The sequence below is a fragment of the Streptomyces sp. 1-11 genome (assembly GCF_007176755.1).
Classification (GTDB): Bacteria; Actinomycetota; Actinomycetes; order Streptomycetales; family Streptomycetaceae; genus Streptomyces.
Window position 1 is genome coordinate 131,178 of the sequence record NZ_BJTV01000006.1, and the last position, 14,543, is coordinate 145,720.

Annotated in this window: 15 protein-coding genes; 9 read left to right on the forward strand and 6 right to left on the reverse strand. The window is 72.5% G+C overall.

The features are described from left to right. Nucleotides 1-53 precede the first annotated feature (53 nt). The gene (fabF, locus tag TNCT1_RS14815; RefSeq protein WP_143631925.1) at nucleotides 54-1,316 is read left to right on the forward strand and encodes a beta-ketoacyl-ACP synthase II; all 1,263 of its coding nucleotides are present in this window, start codon (nucleotides 54-56) and stop codon (nucleotides 1,314-1,316) included. A gap of 106 nt (nucleotides 1,317-1,422) precedes the next feature. Here the strand turns inward: fabF and TNCT1_RS14820 are convergent, their stop codons facing one another. After that, entirely contained in the window at nucleotides 1,423-1,917 is a 495-nt protein-coding gene (locus tag TNCT1_RS14820) for a DUF3145 domain-containing protein (protein WP_143631928.1), read from the reverse strand. 257 nt (nucleotides 1,918-2,174) lie between these two features. Between TNCT1_RS14820 and TNCT1_RS14825 the strand changes: the two genes are divergently transcribed. Then, nucleotides 2,175-3,077 carry an SGNH/GDSL hydrolase family protein gene (locus TNCT1_RS14825; protein WP_143631930.1) on the forward strand — a complete coding sequence of 301 codons (903 nt, stop codon included), beginning with the start codon at nucleotides 2,175-2,177 and terminating at the stop codon, nucleotides 3,075-3,077. 14 nt (nucleotides 3,078-3,091) lie between these two features. Then, nucleotides 3,092-4,063 carry an aldose epimerase family protein gene (locus TNCT1_RS14830; RefSeq protein WP_143631933.1) on the forward strand — a complete coding sequence of 324 codons (972 nt, stop codon included), beginning with the start codon at nucleotides 3,092-3,094 and terminating at the stop codon, nucleotides 4,061-4,063. A 167-nt stretch (nucleotides 4,064-4,230) separates the two neighbouring features. Here TNCT1_RS14830 and TNCT1_RS14835 read toward each other — a convergent pair whose 3' ends face one another. The 3 genes from TNCT1_RS14835 to TNCT1_RS14845 are packed head-to-tail and all read right to left on the reverse strand — an operon-like array spanning nucleotide 4,231 to nucleotide 5,862. Then, nucleotides 4,231-4,563: a YrdB family protein gene (locus TNCT1_RS14835; protein WP_143631936.1), complete on the reverse strand. Its 333-nt coding sequence runs from the start codon at nucleotides 4,561-4,563 to the stop codon at nucleotides 4,231-4,233. A gap of 49 nt (nucleotides 4,564-4,612) precedes the next feature. Further along, nucleotides 4,613-5,404, reverse strand: coding sequence for an EI24 domain-containing protein (locus TNCT1_RS14840; RefSeq protein ID WP_143631939.1), 792 nt, complete (start codon nucleotides 5,402-5,404; stop codon nucleotides 4,613-4,615). A gap of 20 nt (nucleotides 5,405-5,424) precedes the next feature. Beyond that, the gene (locus tag TNCT1_RS14845) at nucleotides 5,425-5,862 is read right to left on the reverse strand and encodes a MarR family winged helix-turn-helix transcriptional regulator (protein ID WP_143631941.1); all 438 of its coding nucleotides are present in this window, start codon (nucleotides 5,860-5,862) and stop codon (nucleotides 5,425-5,427) included. Between the two features lie 89 nt (nucleotides 5,863-5,951). On the opposite strand from TNCT1_RS14845, the gene TNCT1_RS14850 reads away from it, so the two are divergent. Further along, on the forward strand, nucleotides 5,952-6,950 hold the full coding sequence (locus tag TNCT1_RS14850; protein ID WP_143631944.1) for an NADP-dependent oxidoreductase: 999 nt from the start codon (nucleotides 5,952-5,954) through the stop codon (nucleotides 6,948-6,950). A gap of 98 nt (nucleotides 6,951-7,048) precedes the next feature. Beyond that, a complete protein-coding gene (locus tag TNCT1_RS14855) occupies nucleotides 7,049-7,471 on the forward strand; it encodes an organic hydroperoxide resistance protein (protein ID WP_143631946.1) in 423 nt (140 codons plus the stop codon). A 64-nt stretch (nucleotides 7,472-7,535) separates the two neighbouring features. Here the strand turns inward: TNCT1_RS14855 and TNCT1_RS14860 are convergent, their stop codons facing one another. Then, on the reverse strand, nucleotides 7,536-8,696 hold the full coding sequence (locus TNCT1_RS14860; protein WP_143631948.1) for a serine hydrolase domain-containing protein: 1,161 nt from the start codon (nucleotides 8,694-8,696) through the stop codon (nucleotides 7,536-7,538). Between the two features lie 126 nt (nucleotides 8,697-8,822). After that, on the reverse strand, nucleotides 8,823-9,806 hold the full coding sequence (locus TNCT1_RS14865; RefSeq protein ID WP_143632529.1) for a hypothetical protein: 984 nt from the start codon (nucleotides 9,804-9,806) through the stop codon (nucleotides 8,823-8,825). 327 nt (nucleotides 9,807-10,133) lie between these two features. Here TNCT1_RS14865 and TNCT1_RS14870 point away from each other — a divergent pair, with 327 nt between their 5' ends. The 4 genes from TNCT1_RS14870 to chvE all read left to right on the forward strand — a co-directional run bounded on the left by TNCT1_RS14870 (nucleotide 10,134) and on the right by chvE (nucleotide 14,530). Further along, nucleotides 10,134-11,291: a mandelate racemase/muconate lactonizing enzyme family protein gene (locus tag TNCT1_RS14870; protein ID WP_143631949.1), complete on the forward strand. Its 1,158-nt coding sequence runs from the start codon at nucleotides 10,134-10,136 to the stop codon at nucleotides 11,289-11,291. Continuing rightward, complete coding sequence (locus tag TNCT1_RS14875) at nucleotides 11,288-12,301, forward strand: zinc-binding dehydrogenase (RefSeq protein WP_143631951.1); 1,014 nt, start codon at nucleotides 11,288-11,290, stop codon at nucleotides 12,299-12,301. Before TNCT1_RS14870 ends, TNCT1_RS14875 begins: the two co-directional genes overlap by 4 nt. Nucleotides 12,302-12,414: 113 nt before the next feature. Then, nucleotides 12,415-13,383 carry a hypothetical protein gene (locus TNCT1_RS14880; RefSeq protein ID WP_143631953.1) on the forward strand — a complete coding sequence of 323 codons (969 nt, stop codon included), beginning with the start codon at nucleotides 12,415-12,417 and terminating at the stop codon, nucleotides 13,381-13,383. Between the two features lie 37 nt (nucleotides 13,384-13,420). Then, a complete protein-coding gene (gene chvE, locus TNCT1_RS14885) occupies nucleotides 13,421-14,530 on the forward strand; it encodes a multiple monosaccharide ABC transporter substrate-binding protein (protein WP_143631955.1) in 1,110 nt (369 codons plus the stop codon). The last annotated feature ends 13 nt before the right edge of the window (nucleotides 14,531-14,543 follow it).

Sequence of the window (14,543 nt, forward strand, 5' to 3'; positions counted from 1 at the left end):
CCACCCGGCGGTGGCGCCGTCGAATCCCGTTTTCCGTTGGAGAAAGAATTCCCGTGAGCCCGACCAATCGCACCGTGGTCGTCACCGGTATCGGCGCAACCACACCGCTGGGTGGCGACGCAGCCTCGTTCTGGGAGGCCCTGGTCGCCGGCAAGTCCGGTGTCGGCCCGCTCGAGCAGGAGTGGGCGGCCGAGCTGCCGGTCCGCATCGCCGCGCAGATCGCCGTCGAGCCTGGCGAGATCATCCCCCGCCCGCAGGCCCGCAAGCTGGACCGGTCCGCGCAGTTCGCGCTGATCGCCGCTCAGGAGGCCTGGAAGGACGCCGGTTTCACCGCCAAGGCCGGTGAGGACGCGTCCGTCAACCCCGACCGTCTCGGTGCGGTCATCGCCTCCGGCATCGGCGGTGTGACCACGCTCCTGGACCAGTACGACGTGCTCAAGGAGAAGGGCGTACGCCGCGTCTCCCCGCACACCGTGCCGATGCTGATGCCCAACTCCCCGGCGGCCAACGTCGGCATCGAGCTGGGCGCCCGCGCCGGCGTGCACACCCCCGTGTCGGCCTGCGCCTCCGGCGCCGAGGCCATCGGGTACGCGATCGAGATGATCCGCACCGGGCGTGCGGACGTGGTCGTGGCCGGTGGCACCGAGGCCGCCATCCACCCGCTTCCCATCGCCGCCTTCGGCAACATGATGGCGATGTCCAAGAACAACGACGACCCCGAGGGCGCGTCGCGTCCCTACGACGCGGGCCGCGACGGCTTCGTGCTCGGCGAGGGCGCCGGTGTGATCGTCCTGGAGTCCGAGGAGCACGCGAAGGCCCGCGGCGCCCGGATCTACGTCGAGGCGGTCGGCCAGGGCATCTCCGCCGACAGCCACCACATCACGCAGCCGGAGCCGTCCGGCAACGGCATCGCGCAGGCGCTGCAGAACCTGCTGGACAACACGGACCTGAAGCCGGCCGAGATCGTGCACGTGAACGCGCACGCCACCTCGACGCCGCAGGGTGACGTCGCCGAGGTCAAGGCGCTGCGCAAGGTGTTCGGCGACGACGTCGACCACATGGCCATCTCCGCCACCAAGTCGATGACGGGTCACCTGCTCGGCGGCGCCGGCGGCATCGAGACCGTGGCCTCGATCCTGGCGCTGGTGAACCGCACGGCCCCGCCGACCATCAACGTGACGAACCTCGACCCCGAGGTCAACGCGGACGTGGTGACCGGTGAGGCCCGCGAGCTGCCCGAGGGCCGGATCGCCGTGCTGAACGACTCGTTCGGCTTCGGCGGGCACAACGTGGTCCTGGCCTTCCGGACCGTCTGAGAACGCGACTGAGGAGCCCCCACCGGCCGGTGGGGGCTCCTTCGCGTGTCCTGCGGGCTTGTCGGGTTCCGACGGGTACGGGCGGCGCTCTGGGCGCGTCGGGGGCTCAGACCACCTGGTGCAGCCAGCGCACCGGCGCGCCCTCGCCCGCGTAGCGGAAGGGTTCGAGCTCGTCGTCCCAGGGCTTGCCGAGGAGCCTGGCGATCTCCGCCTCCAGATCGGTCTCCTCGCGCTGGGAGCGCGTCAGCGCCGCGCGCAGCCGGTCCTCGGGGATGAGGATGTCGCCGTGGATGCCGGTGACCGCGTGGAAGATGCCGAGGTCGGGGGTGCAGCTGTAGCGCTCGCCCTCGGCGGTGGCGCAGGGCTCGGCGGTGACCTCGAAACGCAGCAGGTGCCAGCCGCGCAGGGCGGAGGCGAGCTTGGAGGCGGTGCCGGGCTCGCCCTGCCAGGAGAACTCCGAGCGCCAGGTGCCGGGCGCCGCGGGCTGCCGGATCCAGTCGAGGCTGACGCGCGTGCCGAGCACCCCCGCGACGGCCCACTCGACGTGCGGGCACAGCGCGCGCGGCGCGGAGTGCACGTACAGAACTCCACGTGTCGTCACCGGAACCTCCGGGCAGAGCGGGACATCTTGCGGACTGGCTGGGCGGCCAGGCGCGACGGCCGCTTCGATGGCGAGGCTACCGTGCGGCGGGGCGGGGAGTGTGACGTACCGTCGGTCCCGGCGTCAGGAAACCCGTGCCATTCACCCAGGGGGACGCTTGTACGGGGGTGTGGCGTTCCCGGGTCCCCGGTCCGGGAACCCCCGCGCGTTGTCATGGGGGGAGCACACCGCACCGCCGAGCGAAGGGAGCAGCCGAGATGCGCGAGCGAGGCCACCGGGCGCGGAGCGCCGTCGCCGTGATGGCGGCGGCCGTGCTGACGCTGGCGGGCTGTGACGCCTTCGGGAGCGGCGGCGCCGAGGGCAAGAAGGACTCGGGCACGCCCTCCGCCCGCTCCTCGGCCCGTCCGGCGCCGGTGTGGAACCGCAGCCCGGACTCGATCGCCGCGGTCGGCGACTCCATCACCAGGGGCTTCGACGCGTGCGCGGTGCTCTCCGACTGCCCCGAGGTGTCGTGGGCGACGGGCAGCGACGCCGGGGTGGACAGCCTCGCGGTGCGGCTGCTGGGGGTGCGCGGGGCGGCGGAGCGCAGCCGGAACTACGCGGTGACCGGCGCCCGGATGTCGGACCTGCCGCGGCAGATGTCCGCCGCGGCCGCCGGGCGGCCGGAGTTGGTGACGGTGATGATCGGCGCGAACGACGCCTGCCGCTCGTCGGTCTCGGCGATGACGCCGGCGGCGGAGTTCCGCGCGGACTTCGAGGAGTCGCTGGCCGCGCTGCGCGCGGCGCTGCCCAGGACGCAGGTGTATGTGGCGAGCGTGCCGAACCTGCTGCGCCTGTGGTCCCAGGGCCGGACGAACCCGCTGGGCAAGCAGGTGTGGAAGCTCGGCCTCTGCCCCTCGATGCTGGCCGAGGCCGACGACCTGACCAGCGCGGCCACGCGGCGCCGGGAGAAGGTGCAGCGGCGGGTGGAGGACTACAACGCGGCGCTGCGGGAGGTGTGCGCCAAGGACCGCCGCTGCCGCTTCGACGGCAACGCGGTGTTCGACTTCCGCTTCGGCACCGACCAGCTCAGCCGGTGGGACTGGTTCCACCCGAGCCGCGACGGGCAGGCACGGCTTGCCGAGATCGCGTACCGCACTGTCACCGCCCGGGTCCCGTGACTAGGGTTTCCCACATGAGTGAACTTTTCTGCACACTTCCCGACGGCACGCCGGTGCACCGCTGGACGCTGGAGCGGGCCGGGGTCCGGGTGCGGGTGCTGTCGTACGGCGGGATCGTGCAGTCGGTGGAGGTTCCGGACCGGGACGGGCGCACCGCGGACGTGGTGCTGGGCTTCCCCGGGCTGGAGGGCTATCTGGAGCACCCGGAGCCCTATCTCGGCGCGCTGGTCGGACGGTACGCCAACCGGATCGCGGGCGGCCGCTTCAGCCTGGACGGCCGGTCGTACGCGCTGCCGGTGAACGACGGGCCCAACTGCCTGCACGGCGGCGGGCGCGGGTTCGACAAGCGGGTGTGGGAGGCGGAGCCGGCCGCGGACGGGGTCCGGCTGCGGCGGGTGAGCGACGACGGCGAGGAGGGCTTCCCGGGCCGGCTGGAGGTGTCCGCGACGTACTCGCTGGACGCCTCCGGGGCGCTGCGGATCGCCTACGAGGCGGTGACGGACGCGCCGACCGTCGTCAACCTCACCAATCACACGTACTGGAACCTGGGCGGCTCCGGTCCGACGGGGGGTCACGAACTGCGGCTCGCCGCCTCCCGGTTCACCCCGGTGGACGCGGACCTGATCCCCACGGGCGAACTCCGGGACGTGTCCGGCTCCCGCTTCGACTTCCGCGCGGCCCGCGAGGTCGGTTCCGGCTACGACCACAACTTCGTGCTGGACAAGGGTTTGACGGGCGCCGCCGAGGAGGTGGCCGAGCTGCACGACCCGGCATCCGGGCGGGTGCTCACGGTGGCCACCACCGAGCCGGGGCTCCAGCTCTACACCGCCGACCATCTGGCCGCGCCCTTCGCGCCCGGCGAGGGGGTCGCCCTGGAAACCCAGCACTTCCCCGACTCCCCCAACCGCCCGGAGTTCCCGGGCACCGTGCTGCGGCCGGGCGAGGTGTTCGGGTCCGAGACGGTGTACGGCTTCTCGACGCGTTGAGCCGGGGCCGAGCCCCGGCCCGGAGGTCAGGTTTCCGGACCGGGGCTGCCCACGGGGGACTCGTCCCGGTCCCGACGTTAACCGCCCGGCCCCGTCCGGGGCGCGCGATGACCGCCCGCGGAGCGATCCCGTACGAACCCTTCACAAACGGCCAGGACTCCGCCGTGTCACGCCTCCCGGGCCTGGGCCAGGCACTTGCTCGCCACGCACACCAGGGCGAGGACGGCCGCCCAGGCGTGGGCCCCGGCGGCGTACAGCGCGGCGGCCCCGGCGCCGAACCAGAGCACTTCGAAGACGAGGCGGGCCGTGCCGTGGAGCTTGAACCGCGCCCGCGGCGACGCGAGGAGCCCCCACAGCTCGGCGAGCAGTCCCGCCCCGCCGATGCCGAAAATCAAGCCGATCGTGCCGCCGCGGGTGATCCCCCAGTACAGAACGGCGCCGAGGACCGCCAGTTCCAGGAGAAAGAGCACTACGAGATTCACGGCCTTCGCTGTCTTCACGCCCGGCAGTATGGCCCGGCCGGGCGCGGCGCGACAGGGCGGGCTGGGCTCAGGGTGCGACGGTCTCGTTCGCGTCGTCGGAGGTCCGGCCGGTGGACTCCTCGCCCAGGAGGTCGCGGGCGAGGAGGGTGGCGCCGGCCACCGCGCCCGGCATCAGGAACACCGCGACGAACGGCAGCAGGAAGGCCAGTCCGAGCGGGGTGCCGAAGCCCCAGGCCAGTGTCTTGCGGGAGCGCAGCAGGGCGAGGCGGGCGCGCAGTTCGACGCCGCGGCGCTGCAGGGCGATGGAGGTCAGTTCCTCGGTGAGGAAGAACCCGGTGACGAAGAAGCCGATCACCGGGACGACCGTCTGGCCGACCAGGGGCAGGAAGCCGGCGGCGAAGAGCAGCACGCCCCACAGCAGGGCCCGGACCAGGATGCGCAGGCTGTCCCGGGTGGATATCCACAGCTCGCGCCAGAGCGGCAGGCCCGACTCGGGCGCCGTGCCGTCGGGCGAGACGTCCTCGTCGACCTGCTGCGAGAGGCTGTCGTAGAAGGGCTGGCCGATCAGCAGGGTGAGGGCCGTGAAGGTGAGCACGGCCAGCAGCAGGCCGAGGGCGAACAGCACGGCCGTCAGGAAGCCGCGGAACAGGCCCTGCCAGGGGCTTGTCCAGTCGTCGGCGAACGGCGTGGCCCAGGTGACCGCGTCCTCGCCCCAGACGGCGAGCACGACCAGCGCGGCGGCCCACAGGACCAGTGTGATCAGGCCCGGCAGCAGACCGAGGCCGAACTGGCGGCCGTGCCGGGCCACCCAGCGCTGGCCCTTCACGAGATAACCGAAACCCACCCCGAGATCGCGCATGGCGAAGACTTTACTTGTACTCAGGCGCCCAGCATCCGCCGCAGCAGGTCCCGCAGGGACCGGCGCTCCTCGTCGGAGAGCCCGGCGAGGGGCTCGCGCGCGAAACGCAGGCCCTCGCGCAGGTCACGGGCGACCCGGCGGCCCTCGTCGGTGGCGGCGGCCAGCTTCACCCGGCGGTCCGCCGGGTCGGGGCGGCGCTCCGCCAGGCCCCGGGACTCCAGGCGGTCCACTATCCCGGTCACGTTCGACGGCTCACACTTGAGCTTGTGGGCGAGCTTGCGCATCGGCAGCGGCTCCAGCGACAGCAGGCTGAGCAGGCGAGCCTGCGGGCCGGTCAGCGAGTGCGCGGCCGCCGCCTCCTCGTAGTCCGCGTAGAAGCGGGCCACGACGTCCCCGATCAGTTCGACGACCTCCATGGTCAGCTCGTCGGGGCGGGGGGTTCTCGGTGGTGTGGCCATGCCGACCAGGATACCGGGTTACTTGACATCATGAAATATTCAGGCTCATTGTTGTTTCAGGTACTGAAGTAAATGAAAGGCGACCCCCCATGATCAACCGCGAGTGGCACCTGCTCAGCCGTCCGGTCGGCTGGCCGAAGCCCGAGGACTTCGCCCTGGTCGAGACGCCCGTTCCGACCCCCGGCGAGGGCCAGGTGCTGGTACGCAACGAGTACCTCTCCGTGGACCCCTACATGCGCGGCAGGATGTCGGCGGCCAAGTCGTACGCCGCCCCGTTCGAGCTGGGCAAGGTCATGCAGGGCGGCGCGGTCGGTGAGGTCGTCGCCTCCGAAGCCGAGGGCATCGCGGTCGGCGACCACGTCCTGCACTTCGGCGGCTGGCGCGAGTACGCGGCCGTGGACGCGAAGAGCGCCGTGAAGGTCGACCCCGAAGCCGCTCCGCTGTCGGCGTACCTCGGGGTGCTCGGCATGACGGGTCTGACGGCGTACGCGGGCCTGCTGCGCACCGCCTCCTTCAAGGAGGGCGACAGCGTCTTCGTGTCCGGCGCCGCCGGTGCGGTCGGCAGCCAGGTCGGGCAGATCGCGAAGCTCAAGGGCGCCTCGCGGGTCATCGGCTCGGCCGGCTCCGACGAGAAGGTCCGGCTGCTGACGGAGGAGTACGGCTTCGACGCCGCCTTCAACTACAAGAACGGCCCGGTGAGCGAGCAGCTCAGGGCCGCCGCCCCCGGCGGCGTCGACGTGTACTTCGACAACGTCGGCGGCGACCACCTGGAGGCGGCCATCGGGTCGCTGAACCTGGGCGGCCGGATCGCCGTCTGCGGCATGATCTCCGTCTACAACAACACCGAGCCGGCCCCCGGCCCGCGCAACCTGGCCCGCCTCATCCAGACCCGCGGCCGCATCGAGGGCTTCCTGGTCGGCGACCACTACGACCTGCAGCCGCAGTTCGTGCAGGAGGTCGGCCCCTGGGTCGCCTCGGGCGCGCTGAAGTACCGCGAGACCGTGGTCGAGGGCATCGAGAACAACCTGGAGGCGTTCCTCGGGGTGCTGCGCGGCGACAACACCGGGAAGATGATCGTCAAGCTCTGACCCCTGGCCGCGGCTTTCCGGCATGCGGTAACTTCATTCCGAAATCTGCCGTCGATCGTGGGCGCGAGTCACGGCGGACCGAGGAGGAGGACAACCGTATGCCCATTCAGCAGTCCGAGGTCCTGTACACGGCCGTCGCCACCGCCGAGAACGGCCGCGACGGCCGTGTCGCCACCGACGACGGGAAGCTCGACGTCGTCGTGAACCCGCCCAAGGAGATGGGCGGCAGCGGCGCCGGCACCAACCCCGAGCAGCTGTTCGCCGCCGGGTACAGCGCCTGCTTCCAGGGCGCGCTCGGCGTGGTCGCCCGGCAGGAGGGCGCCGACGTCTCCGGTTCGACCGTCACCGCGAAGGTCGGGATCGGCCGCAACGAGGACGGCTTCGGGATCATCGTGGAGATCTCCGCGGACATCCCGGGCGTCGACGCGGCCACCGCGCGGGCGCTGCTGGAGAAGGCGCACCAGGTGTGCCCCTACTCGAAGGCGACGCGCGGCGACGTCACCGTGACGCTGGCCGGGTGACGGTCGTTGCCACGACGGCGGCCGCATCCTGGGACGTGGGATGCGGCCGCCGCCGTACACCGGGTCATCCGGCGGTCAGCGCCGCCCGGTGGACCGCGGCCGCCAGCCGGTCGTTCTCCGCGGCCGAGCCGCCCGGGAAGGCGAACCGGCGCCTGGTGTAGCCGTAGGCGAGGCCGCTGCGGGGGTCGGCGAAGGCCTGGGAGCCGGCGGCGCCGCTGTGGCCGATCGCGCCGGCGCCGAGGAAGGGGTGCCAGGTGTCGTTCGTGGCCTGGAAGCCCAGGCCGTAGGACTTGTGGGACCGGGCCACCAGGTCGTACCCGACGGAGTGCGGCTGCCCGAACTCCGCGACCGTGTCCTGCTTCAGCAGCGGGGCCTTGCCGTCCGTCTCACTGATCGCCGCCGCGTACATCCCGGCCAGGCCGCGCGCCGAGGCCACGCCGCCCACCGACGCCGGGCCCTGGGCGCGGACCGCGCGCCGGTTCGGCAGCGACTCCAGGTCGGTCGGCTCGGCCGCGTGCCGGTTGAAGGCGATCGAGGCGAGGGTGTGCGGGCCGCTGGGCAGCGCGTCGAGCAGCGCCCGCTGCTCGGGGGTGGGCAGCATCGGCTGGGTGGCGCGGAAGCGGCCCTCGCGGGAGGCCGGCAGGCCCAGGTGGAAGTCCAGGCCGTGGGGGGCGCGGACGCGCTCCTCGTACACCTCCTGGAGCGTGCGGCCCGTGGCGCGGCGGACGACCTCGCCGGTGAGCGCGCCGATCACCAGCGCGTGGTACCCGAAGGCCGTGCCCGGCCGCCAGAACGGCCGCTGGTCGGCGAGGCGTTCGGCGAGCGCGCGGTCGTCGGCCACCTCGGCCGGGCTGAACCCGGTGTCGGTGCCGATCAGCCCGGCGCGGTGGGCGAGCAGCTCGCGCAGGGTCAGCGCGCCCTTGCCCTCGGCCGCGAACTCCGGCCAGTAGTAGGTGACCCTGCGGTCCAGCTCCAGCGTGCCGTCCTGCACCAGGAGGGCCACGACGAGATGCGCGGCGCCCTTGGTGGAGGAGAACACGCCGTACAGCGAGTCGCCGTCGGCGCCCTCGCCCGCCCACAGGTCGACGACCCGCCGGCCGTGCACATGGGCGCACAACTGGCCCTCGTAGTCGTCGCGTTCCTCCGCCACGAAGGCTGCGAACTCCTCGCGCACCCTCTCGTAGCCCTCGGCGACCGTGCCGTGCACGGTGGTTCCCTGCGTCATCCGCTCTCCTCGGCCGAGCCGCTCGCGCGTCGCTCCCTCTTGTGCACAACGCCCGCTCCGGCGCCGGGCTTCCCCTGATCGGTACGGCGAGGTGCACCCGTTCGACTCAACGGCGCCGGGGACGGGTCAGGTGCACCACCACAGGAACCGGTCGCACTTCTTCGTCGGGGTGGGGGTCGGCTCGGGGTCCGCGGTCGTCGGGCCGGCCGTGGGCGTGGCGGCGGGCGGGGACGACGGGCCGCCCGGCGGGGCCGCGGTCGCCGTGTCCGCGCCCGGGCCGGCGGACTGGTCCGCCGTGTCGCCGGCGGCGGGGGATCCGGAGGGCTTGTCCTTCGGGGACTCGGACGCGGACGCGGAGGCGGACGCCGAGCCCGACGGGTCCGTGGACGGGGAGGCGCTGGACGACGCCGTGGGAGCCGACGCGCCGTCCGAGGGAGCCGACGTCCGGCCCGGGGACGCGGAGGCGCCGCCGCCGTCGTCGGCGGCGGTCTCCCCGGCCGACGTCGAGGAGTCGCCGGCGAAGGGTGTGAAGGGGGCGTCCGTGCCGAGTTCGGCGAGGCTCAGCCCGCCGGCGGCCAGCACGAACCCCGCGGCGATCAGGACCGTGCGCCGCCTGCGGCGCCGGTGCGCTGCGGCCTTGCGGTCCCGGCGGCCGGTGTCGGCGGCGGGTCCGGCGTCCTCGCCGTCCCCGGCCGCCCCGCGGCCCCGCCCCCGCGAGCGGCGCCGGGCGGCCCGGCCCACGGGCTCGCCGGGCCCGTCGCGATCCGCACGGTCGTCGTGGTCACGGTCGTCGAGGTCCTCGTGGCGGTCGTGCTCGCCCCTGTCACGGGGCTCGTCGCCGCCACCGTCTACAGCGCCTTCGTGGCCGTCACCCTGACCGTCCGTGCCCGGCTGCCCGCCGGGGCCCGAACCGTGCGCGGCCCCGCCCTCGTACGTGTACGCGTCCGGGACCGCCGTCGCCCCCGGCTGATGCGGTACGCGCGCGGCCGGCGCCCCGCCCGGGCCGGCGGGCCCGCCGGAGTGCCAGTGCGCGTGGGGCGCGGGGTGCCCGGCGTGCGCGTGGGGCGCGGGGGTCGCGCCGTAGGCGTCCTGGCCGTGCGGACCCGCCACCGCGGGGGCGTACCCGGGCGCGGCGGACCCGTCCGCGCGCGGGGCGTGGGGCCGGGCCGGTGCGCCACACCCGGGGCAGGCCAGGGCGCCGTTGAGGTGCCGTTGGCACGGGTGGCAGAAGTCCATGACGCCGGAAGACTAGATTCCCCGCCGGTCACGTAACCAGCCACCTTCGTGAAGGTTTCGTGCGGGACCGGAAAGACCGCCGCACGCCATGTCGAAACTGTTACCTGTTCGACCCATTGACACCCCCGCCGCACCGTCCTTACTGTCACGCCAGCATTTCGAACGAGTGACGAAATCTCGAACAGTTGAGGGGCAACTGCCGTGCGCATCACCGGAATCAGCACGCACGTGGTCGGGACGCCGTGGCGCAACCTGACGTACGTACAGGTGCACACCGACGAGGGGATCACGGGAGTCGGCGAGACCCGGATGCTCGGCCACACCGACGCGCTGATCGGCTATCTGCGCGAGGCGGAGGCCAACCACATTCTCGGATCGGACCCGTTCGCTGTCGAGGACCTCGTGCGCCGGATGAAGTACGGCGACTACGGGCGGGCCGGCGAGATCGTCATGTCCGGTATCGCGGTCGTCGAGATGGCCTGCTGGGACATCAAGGGCAAGGCGCTCGGCGTGCCGGTGTGGCAGCTCCTGGGCGGCAAGGTCACCGACCGGGTCAAGGCGTACGCCAACGGCTGGTACACGACCGAGCGGACGCCCGAGGCGTACCACAAGGCCGCGCAGGGGGTCGTGGAGCGCGGCTACCGGGCGCTGAAGATCGACCCGTTCGGCACCGGGCACTTCGAACTGGACCACGAGCAGACCCTGTACGCGGTCTCCCTCATCGAGGCGGTGCGGGACGCCATCGGGCCGGACGCCGAGCTGATGCTGGAGATGCACGGCCGCTTCTCCCCCGCCACCGCCGTCCGGCTGGCCAAGGAGATGGCGCCCTTCAAGCCGGCCTGGCTGGAGGAGCCGTGCCCGCCGGAGAACCTCAGGGCGCTGGAGAAGGTGGCCGCGAAGGTGGACATCCCGGTCGCCACCGGTGAGCGCATCCACGACCGCATCGAGTTCCGCGAGCTCTTCGACAGCCAGTCCGTCGACATCATCCAGCCGGACGTCGGCCACATCGGCGGCATCTGGGAGACCCGGAAGCTGGCCGCCACCGCCGAGACCCACTACATGCTCGTCGCCCCGCACAACGTGGGCGGGTCCGTGCTGACCGCCGCCTCGCTCCAGGTCGGCTTCACCTCCCCGAACTTCAAGATCCTGGAGCACTTCAACGACTTCGCCGACGCCGACATCAAGAAGGTGGTCAAGGGCGCCCCGGAGGTCGTGGACGGCTACTTCCACCTCTCCGACCGGCCCGGCCTCGGCGTCGAGCTGGACACCGACGCGGCCGCCGAGTTCCCGCAGCAGCAGGCCCGGTTCGACCTGTGGGCCGAGGGCTGGGAGCAGCGCAAGCCCAAGGGCACGAAGTGACCTCGCCGGGCTCGCAGGTCGTCGTCGAGGCGCCGGGCGCGCACCGGGTCGAGGAGCACACGCCCCGGCCGCCCGGTCCCGGCGAGGCGCTGGTCGCGGTGCACGCGGTGGGCATCTGCGGCAGCGACCGCGAGGTGTACCAGGGCAACCGGCCCGAGGGTTACGTCCGTTACCCGCTCACGCCCGGCCACGAGTGGTCCGGCACGGTGCGGGCGGTGGGCGCCGGGGTACCGGCGGGCCTGGCCGGCCGCAAGGTCGTCGGCGAGGGCTTCCGCAACTGCCAGGTGTGCGACCGCTGTCACGCGGGCGAGACCACGCTGTGCACGGCAGGGTACGAGGAGACCGGGTTCACCCGGCCGGGCGCCATGGCGTCGACCCTGACCCTGCCGGCCCGGCTGCTGCACCCGCTGCCGGACGACGCCGACCTCACCGCCGCCGCCCTGCTGGAGCCGGCCGCCTGCGTCGCGGCCGCCGCGCTGAAGGCCCGCGCCCTGCCGGGCGAGCGGGTGGCGGTGGTCGGCACGGGCACGCTCGGGATGTTCGCGGTGCAGTTCCTGAAGGCGCTCTCGCCCGCGGAGCTGCTGGTCGTGGGCACCGGACGCGCCCGGGAGGCGCTGTCCCGGCGGTTCGGGGCGAGCGGCTTCCGGCTCCGGGACGAGGACCTGCCCGGCGACTTCGACGTCGTGATCGAGACCGCCGGGTCCGCGTCCGCCGCGCGCACCGCGGCCGCGCTGCTCAGGCGCGGCGGACGGCTGGTCCTGACGGGCATCCCGGCGCCGGGCGCGGACGGGCTCGACCCGACCGACCTGGTCGTGCGGCAGCTCGAGGTGCACACCGTCTTCGGGGCGCCGCCGGACGCCTGGGCGCACGCCGTACGGGTCTTCGGCGCCGGGCTGCTCGACCCGCTGCCGCTGGTCACCCACGAGCTGCCGCTGACCGACTTCCCGCACGCCATCGAGCTGGTGGGAGCCGGTGATCCCAAGGTGGGCAAGGTGCTGCTGCGCCCCTGACCGCGCGCCGGCCGGGACGTGACCCGACCACGCCCAGGCCGGCGTGCCGCGAGGCCTTTTCCGTACCCAGAGCCGCGAACCTCGTCCGAAATACCGAACACGAAGGACAGCAAGTGACCGACGCTTCCGCTCCGGCAGTCCGCAGGCCCGGCGAGCAGGTGCTCGCCGCACTCGGCCTGGACGCGCCCGCCCTCGACCCCGCCGACGCCTCCGCCCACGGCTTCCCGGGCGGCGGCCGCTGGCGCACCGAGATTCCCTCGTGCGAGGGTCCCGAAGCGCTGGCGGTCGTGCTGAAGGAGGCCTCGCGCCTCGACGTGCCGATCCACCGGATCAGCCAGGGCAGCGGCGTGTGGATGCTCACCGACGCCGAGATCACCGAGATGGTCGAGGCGACCGCCGAACGGGACATCGAGCTCTGCCTGTTCACCGGCCCGCGCGGCACCTGGGACATCGGCGGCTCGGTGCGCTCCGACTCGCGGGGGGCCGGACTGCGCGCCCGGGGCCACGACGCGGTGGCCGGCTGCGTGGAGGACGCCGTCCGCGCCACCGGACTGGGCGTCAAGTGCCTGCTGGTCGCGGACGAGGGCGTGCTGTGGACCCTGCACCGGGCGCGCACGGCCGGGATCATCCCGGCCGACACCACCTTGAAGGTCTCCGCGCTGATCGGCCCGGTCAACCCGGCCTCGTACGCGGTGTACGAGCGGCTCGGCGCCGACTCGGTCAACGTCCCCAGCGACCTGACGCTGGACCACCTCACCGAGATCCGCCGGGTGTCCGGCGCCCCCATGGACATGTACATCGAGGCCCCCGACGACCTCGGCGGCTACGTGCGGATGTACGAGGTCGCCGAGCTGATCCGGCGCGGCGCACCGCTCTACCTGAAGTTCGGCCTGTCCAAGGCTCCCGGCATCTACCCGTGGGGCACCCACCTGCGGGACGTGACCCTGGACACCGCCCGGGAGCGGGTGCGGCGCGGCCGGCTCGCCCTGGACCTGCTCGCCCGGCACGGCGCGGACGGCGACATGGCGCCGCTCGGCTCCCGGCTGCCCGGAACGCTGCACCGCTTCCCGACCACCGTGTGACCCCTCTCAACGCCGAGAAGAACAAGGACGGATCACCATGCTCAACCGCAGAGCCGCACTCGCCGCGATGGCCACGGCCGCCTCGCTCGCCCTCACCCTGACCGCCTGCGGCCAGAACAGCGAGGGCGGCAGCGACGCCAAGGGCGGCGACGCCAAGGGCGGCACGATCGGCATCGCGATGCCGACCAAGTCCTCCGAGCGCTGGATCGCCGACGGCAAGAACGTCGAGAAGAACCTCCAGGCCAAGGGCTACAAGACCAAGCTGGTCTACGGCGAGGACGACCCGGACACCCAGGTCTCGCAGATCGAGAACCTGATCACGCAGGGCGTGAAGGGCCTGATCGTCGCGGCGATCGACAACAAGTCGCTGAACAACGTGCTCCAGGAGGCCGCGGACGCCAAGATCCCGGTCATCGCCTACGACCGCCTGATCCTCGGCACCAAGAACGTCGACTACTACGCCTCGTTCGACAACGAGAAGGTCGGCAAGCTGCAGGGCCAGTACATCGTGGACCAGCTCGGGCTGAGCAAGGGCAAGAAGGGCCCGTTCAACCTCGAACTGTTCGCCGGCTCCAACGACGACAACAACACCAAGTACTTCTTCGGCGGCGCGATGAGCGTGCTCCAGCCGTACATCGACAAGAAGCAGCTCGTCGTCAGGTCCGGGCAGACCGCGCTCAACAAGGTCACCACCCTGCGCTGGGACGGCACGACCGCGCAGAAGCGCATGGAGGACATCCTCACCTCGTCCTACAAGAGCGGACGGGTCGACGCGGTCCTCTCGCCCTACGACGGCATCTCCATCGGCATCCTGTCCGCGCTGAAGTCGGACGGCTACGGCTCCGGCAGCAAGGCGCTGCCCGTCATCACCGGCCAGGACGCCGAGCTGGCCTCCGTGAAGTCGATCATCTCCGGCCAGCAGACGCAGACCGTCTACAAGGACACCCGGCAGCTCGCCAAGGTCGCGGCCACCATGGTCGACGACGTACTGAAGGGCAAGAAGCCGCAGGTCAACGACACCAAGACCTACGACAACGGCAGCAAGGTCGTGCCCGCCTACCTGCTCCAGCCGGTCAGCGTCGACAAGTCCAACTACAAGCAGGTCCTGGTCGACGGCGGCTACTACACCGAGTCCGAGCTGAAGTAACCCGCCCCTACCC

What these genes read in the sequence shown, in the direction of transcription:
- TNCT1_RS14845 (WP_143631941.1), bottom strand. Translation starts at nt 5,862, where the DNA reads ATGGCCACACCACCGAGAACCCCCCGCCCCGACGAGCTGACCATGGAG.
- TNCT1_RS14860 (WP_143631948.1), bottom strand. Translation starts at nt 8,696, where the DNA reads ATGACGCAGGGAACCACCGTGCACGGCACGGTCGCCGAGGGCTACGAG.
- TNCT1_RS14830 (WP_143631933.1), top strand. Translation starts at nt 3,092, where the DNA reads ATGAGTGAACTTTTCTGCACACTTCCCGACGGCACGCCGGTGCACCGC.
- chvE (WP_143631955.1), top strand. Translation starts at nt 13,421, where the DNA reads ATGCTCAACCGCAGAGCCGCACTCGCCGCGATGGCCACGGCCGCCTCG.
- TNCT1_RS14825 (WP_143631930.1), top strand. Translation starts at nt 2,175, where the DNA reads ATGCGCGAGCGAGGCCACCGGGCGCGGAGCGCCGTCGCCGTGATGGCG.
- TNCT1_RS14840 (WP_143631939.1), bottom strand. Translation starts at nt 5,404, where the DNA reads ATGCGCGATCTCGGGGTGGGTTTCGGTTATCTCGTGAAGGGCCAGCGC.
- TNCT1_RS14855 (WP_143631946.1), top strand. Translation starts at nt 7,049, where the DNA reads ATGCCCATTCAGCAGTCCGAGGTCCTGTACACGGCCGTCGCCACCGCC.
- TNCT1_RS14850 (WP_143631944.1), top strand. Translation starts at nt 5,952, where the DNA reads ATGATCAACCGCGAGTGGCACCTGCTCAGCCGTCCGGTCGGCTGGCCG.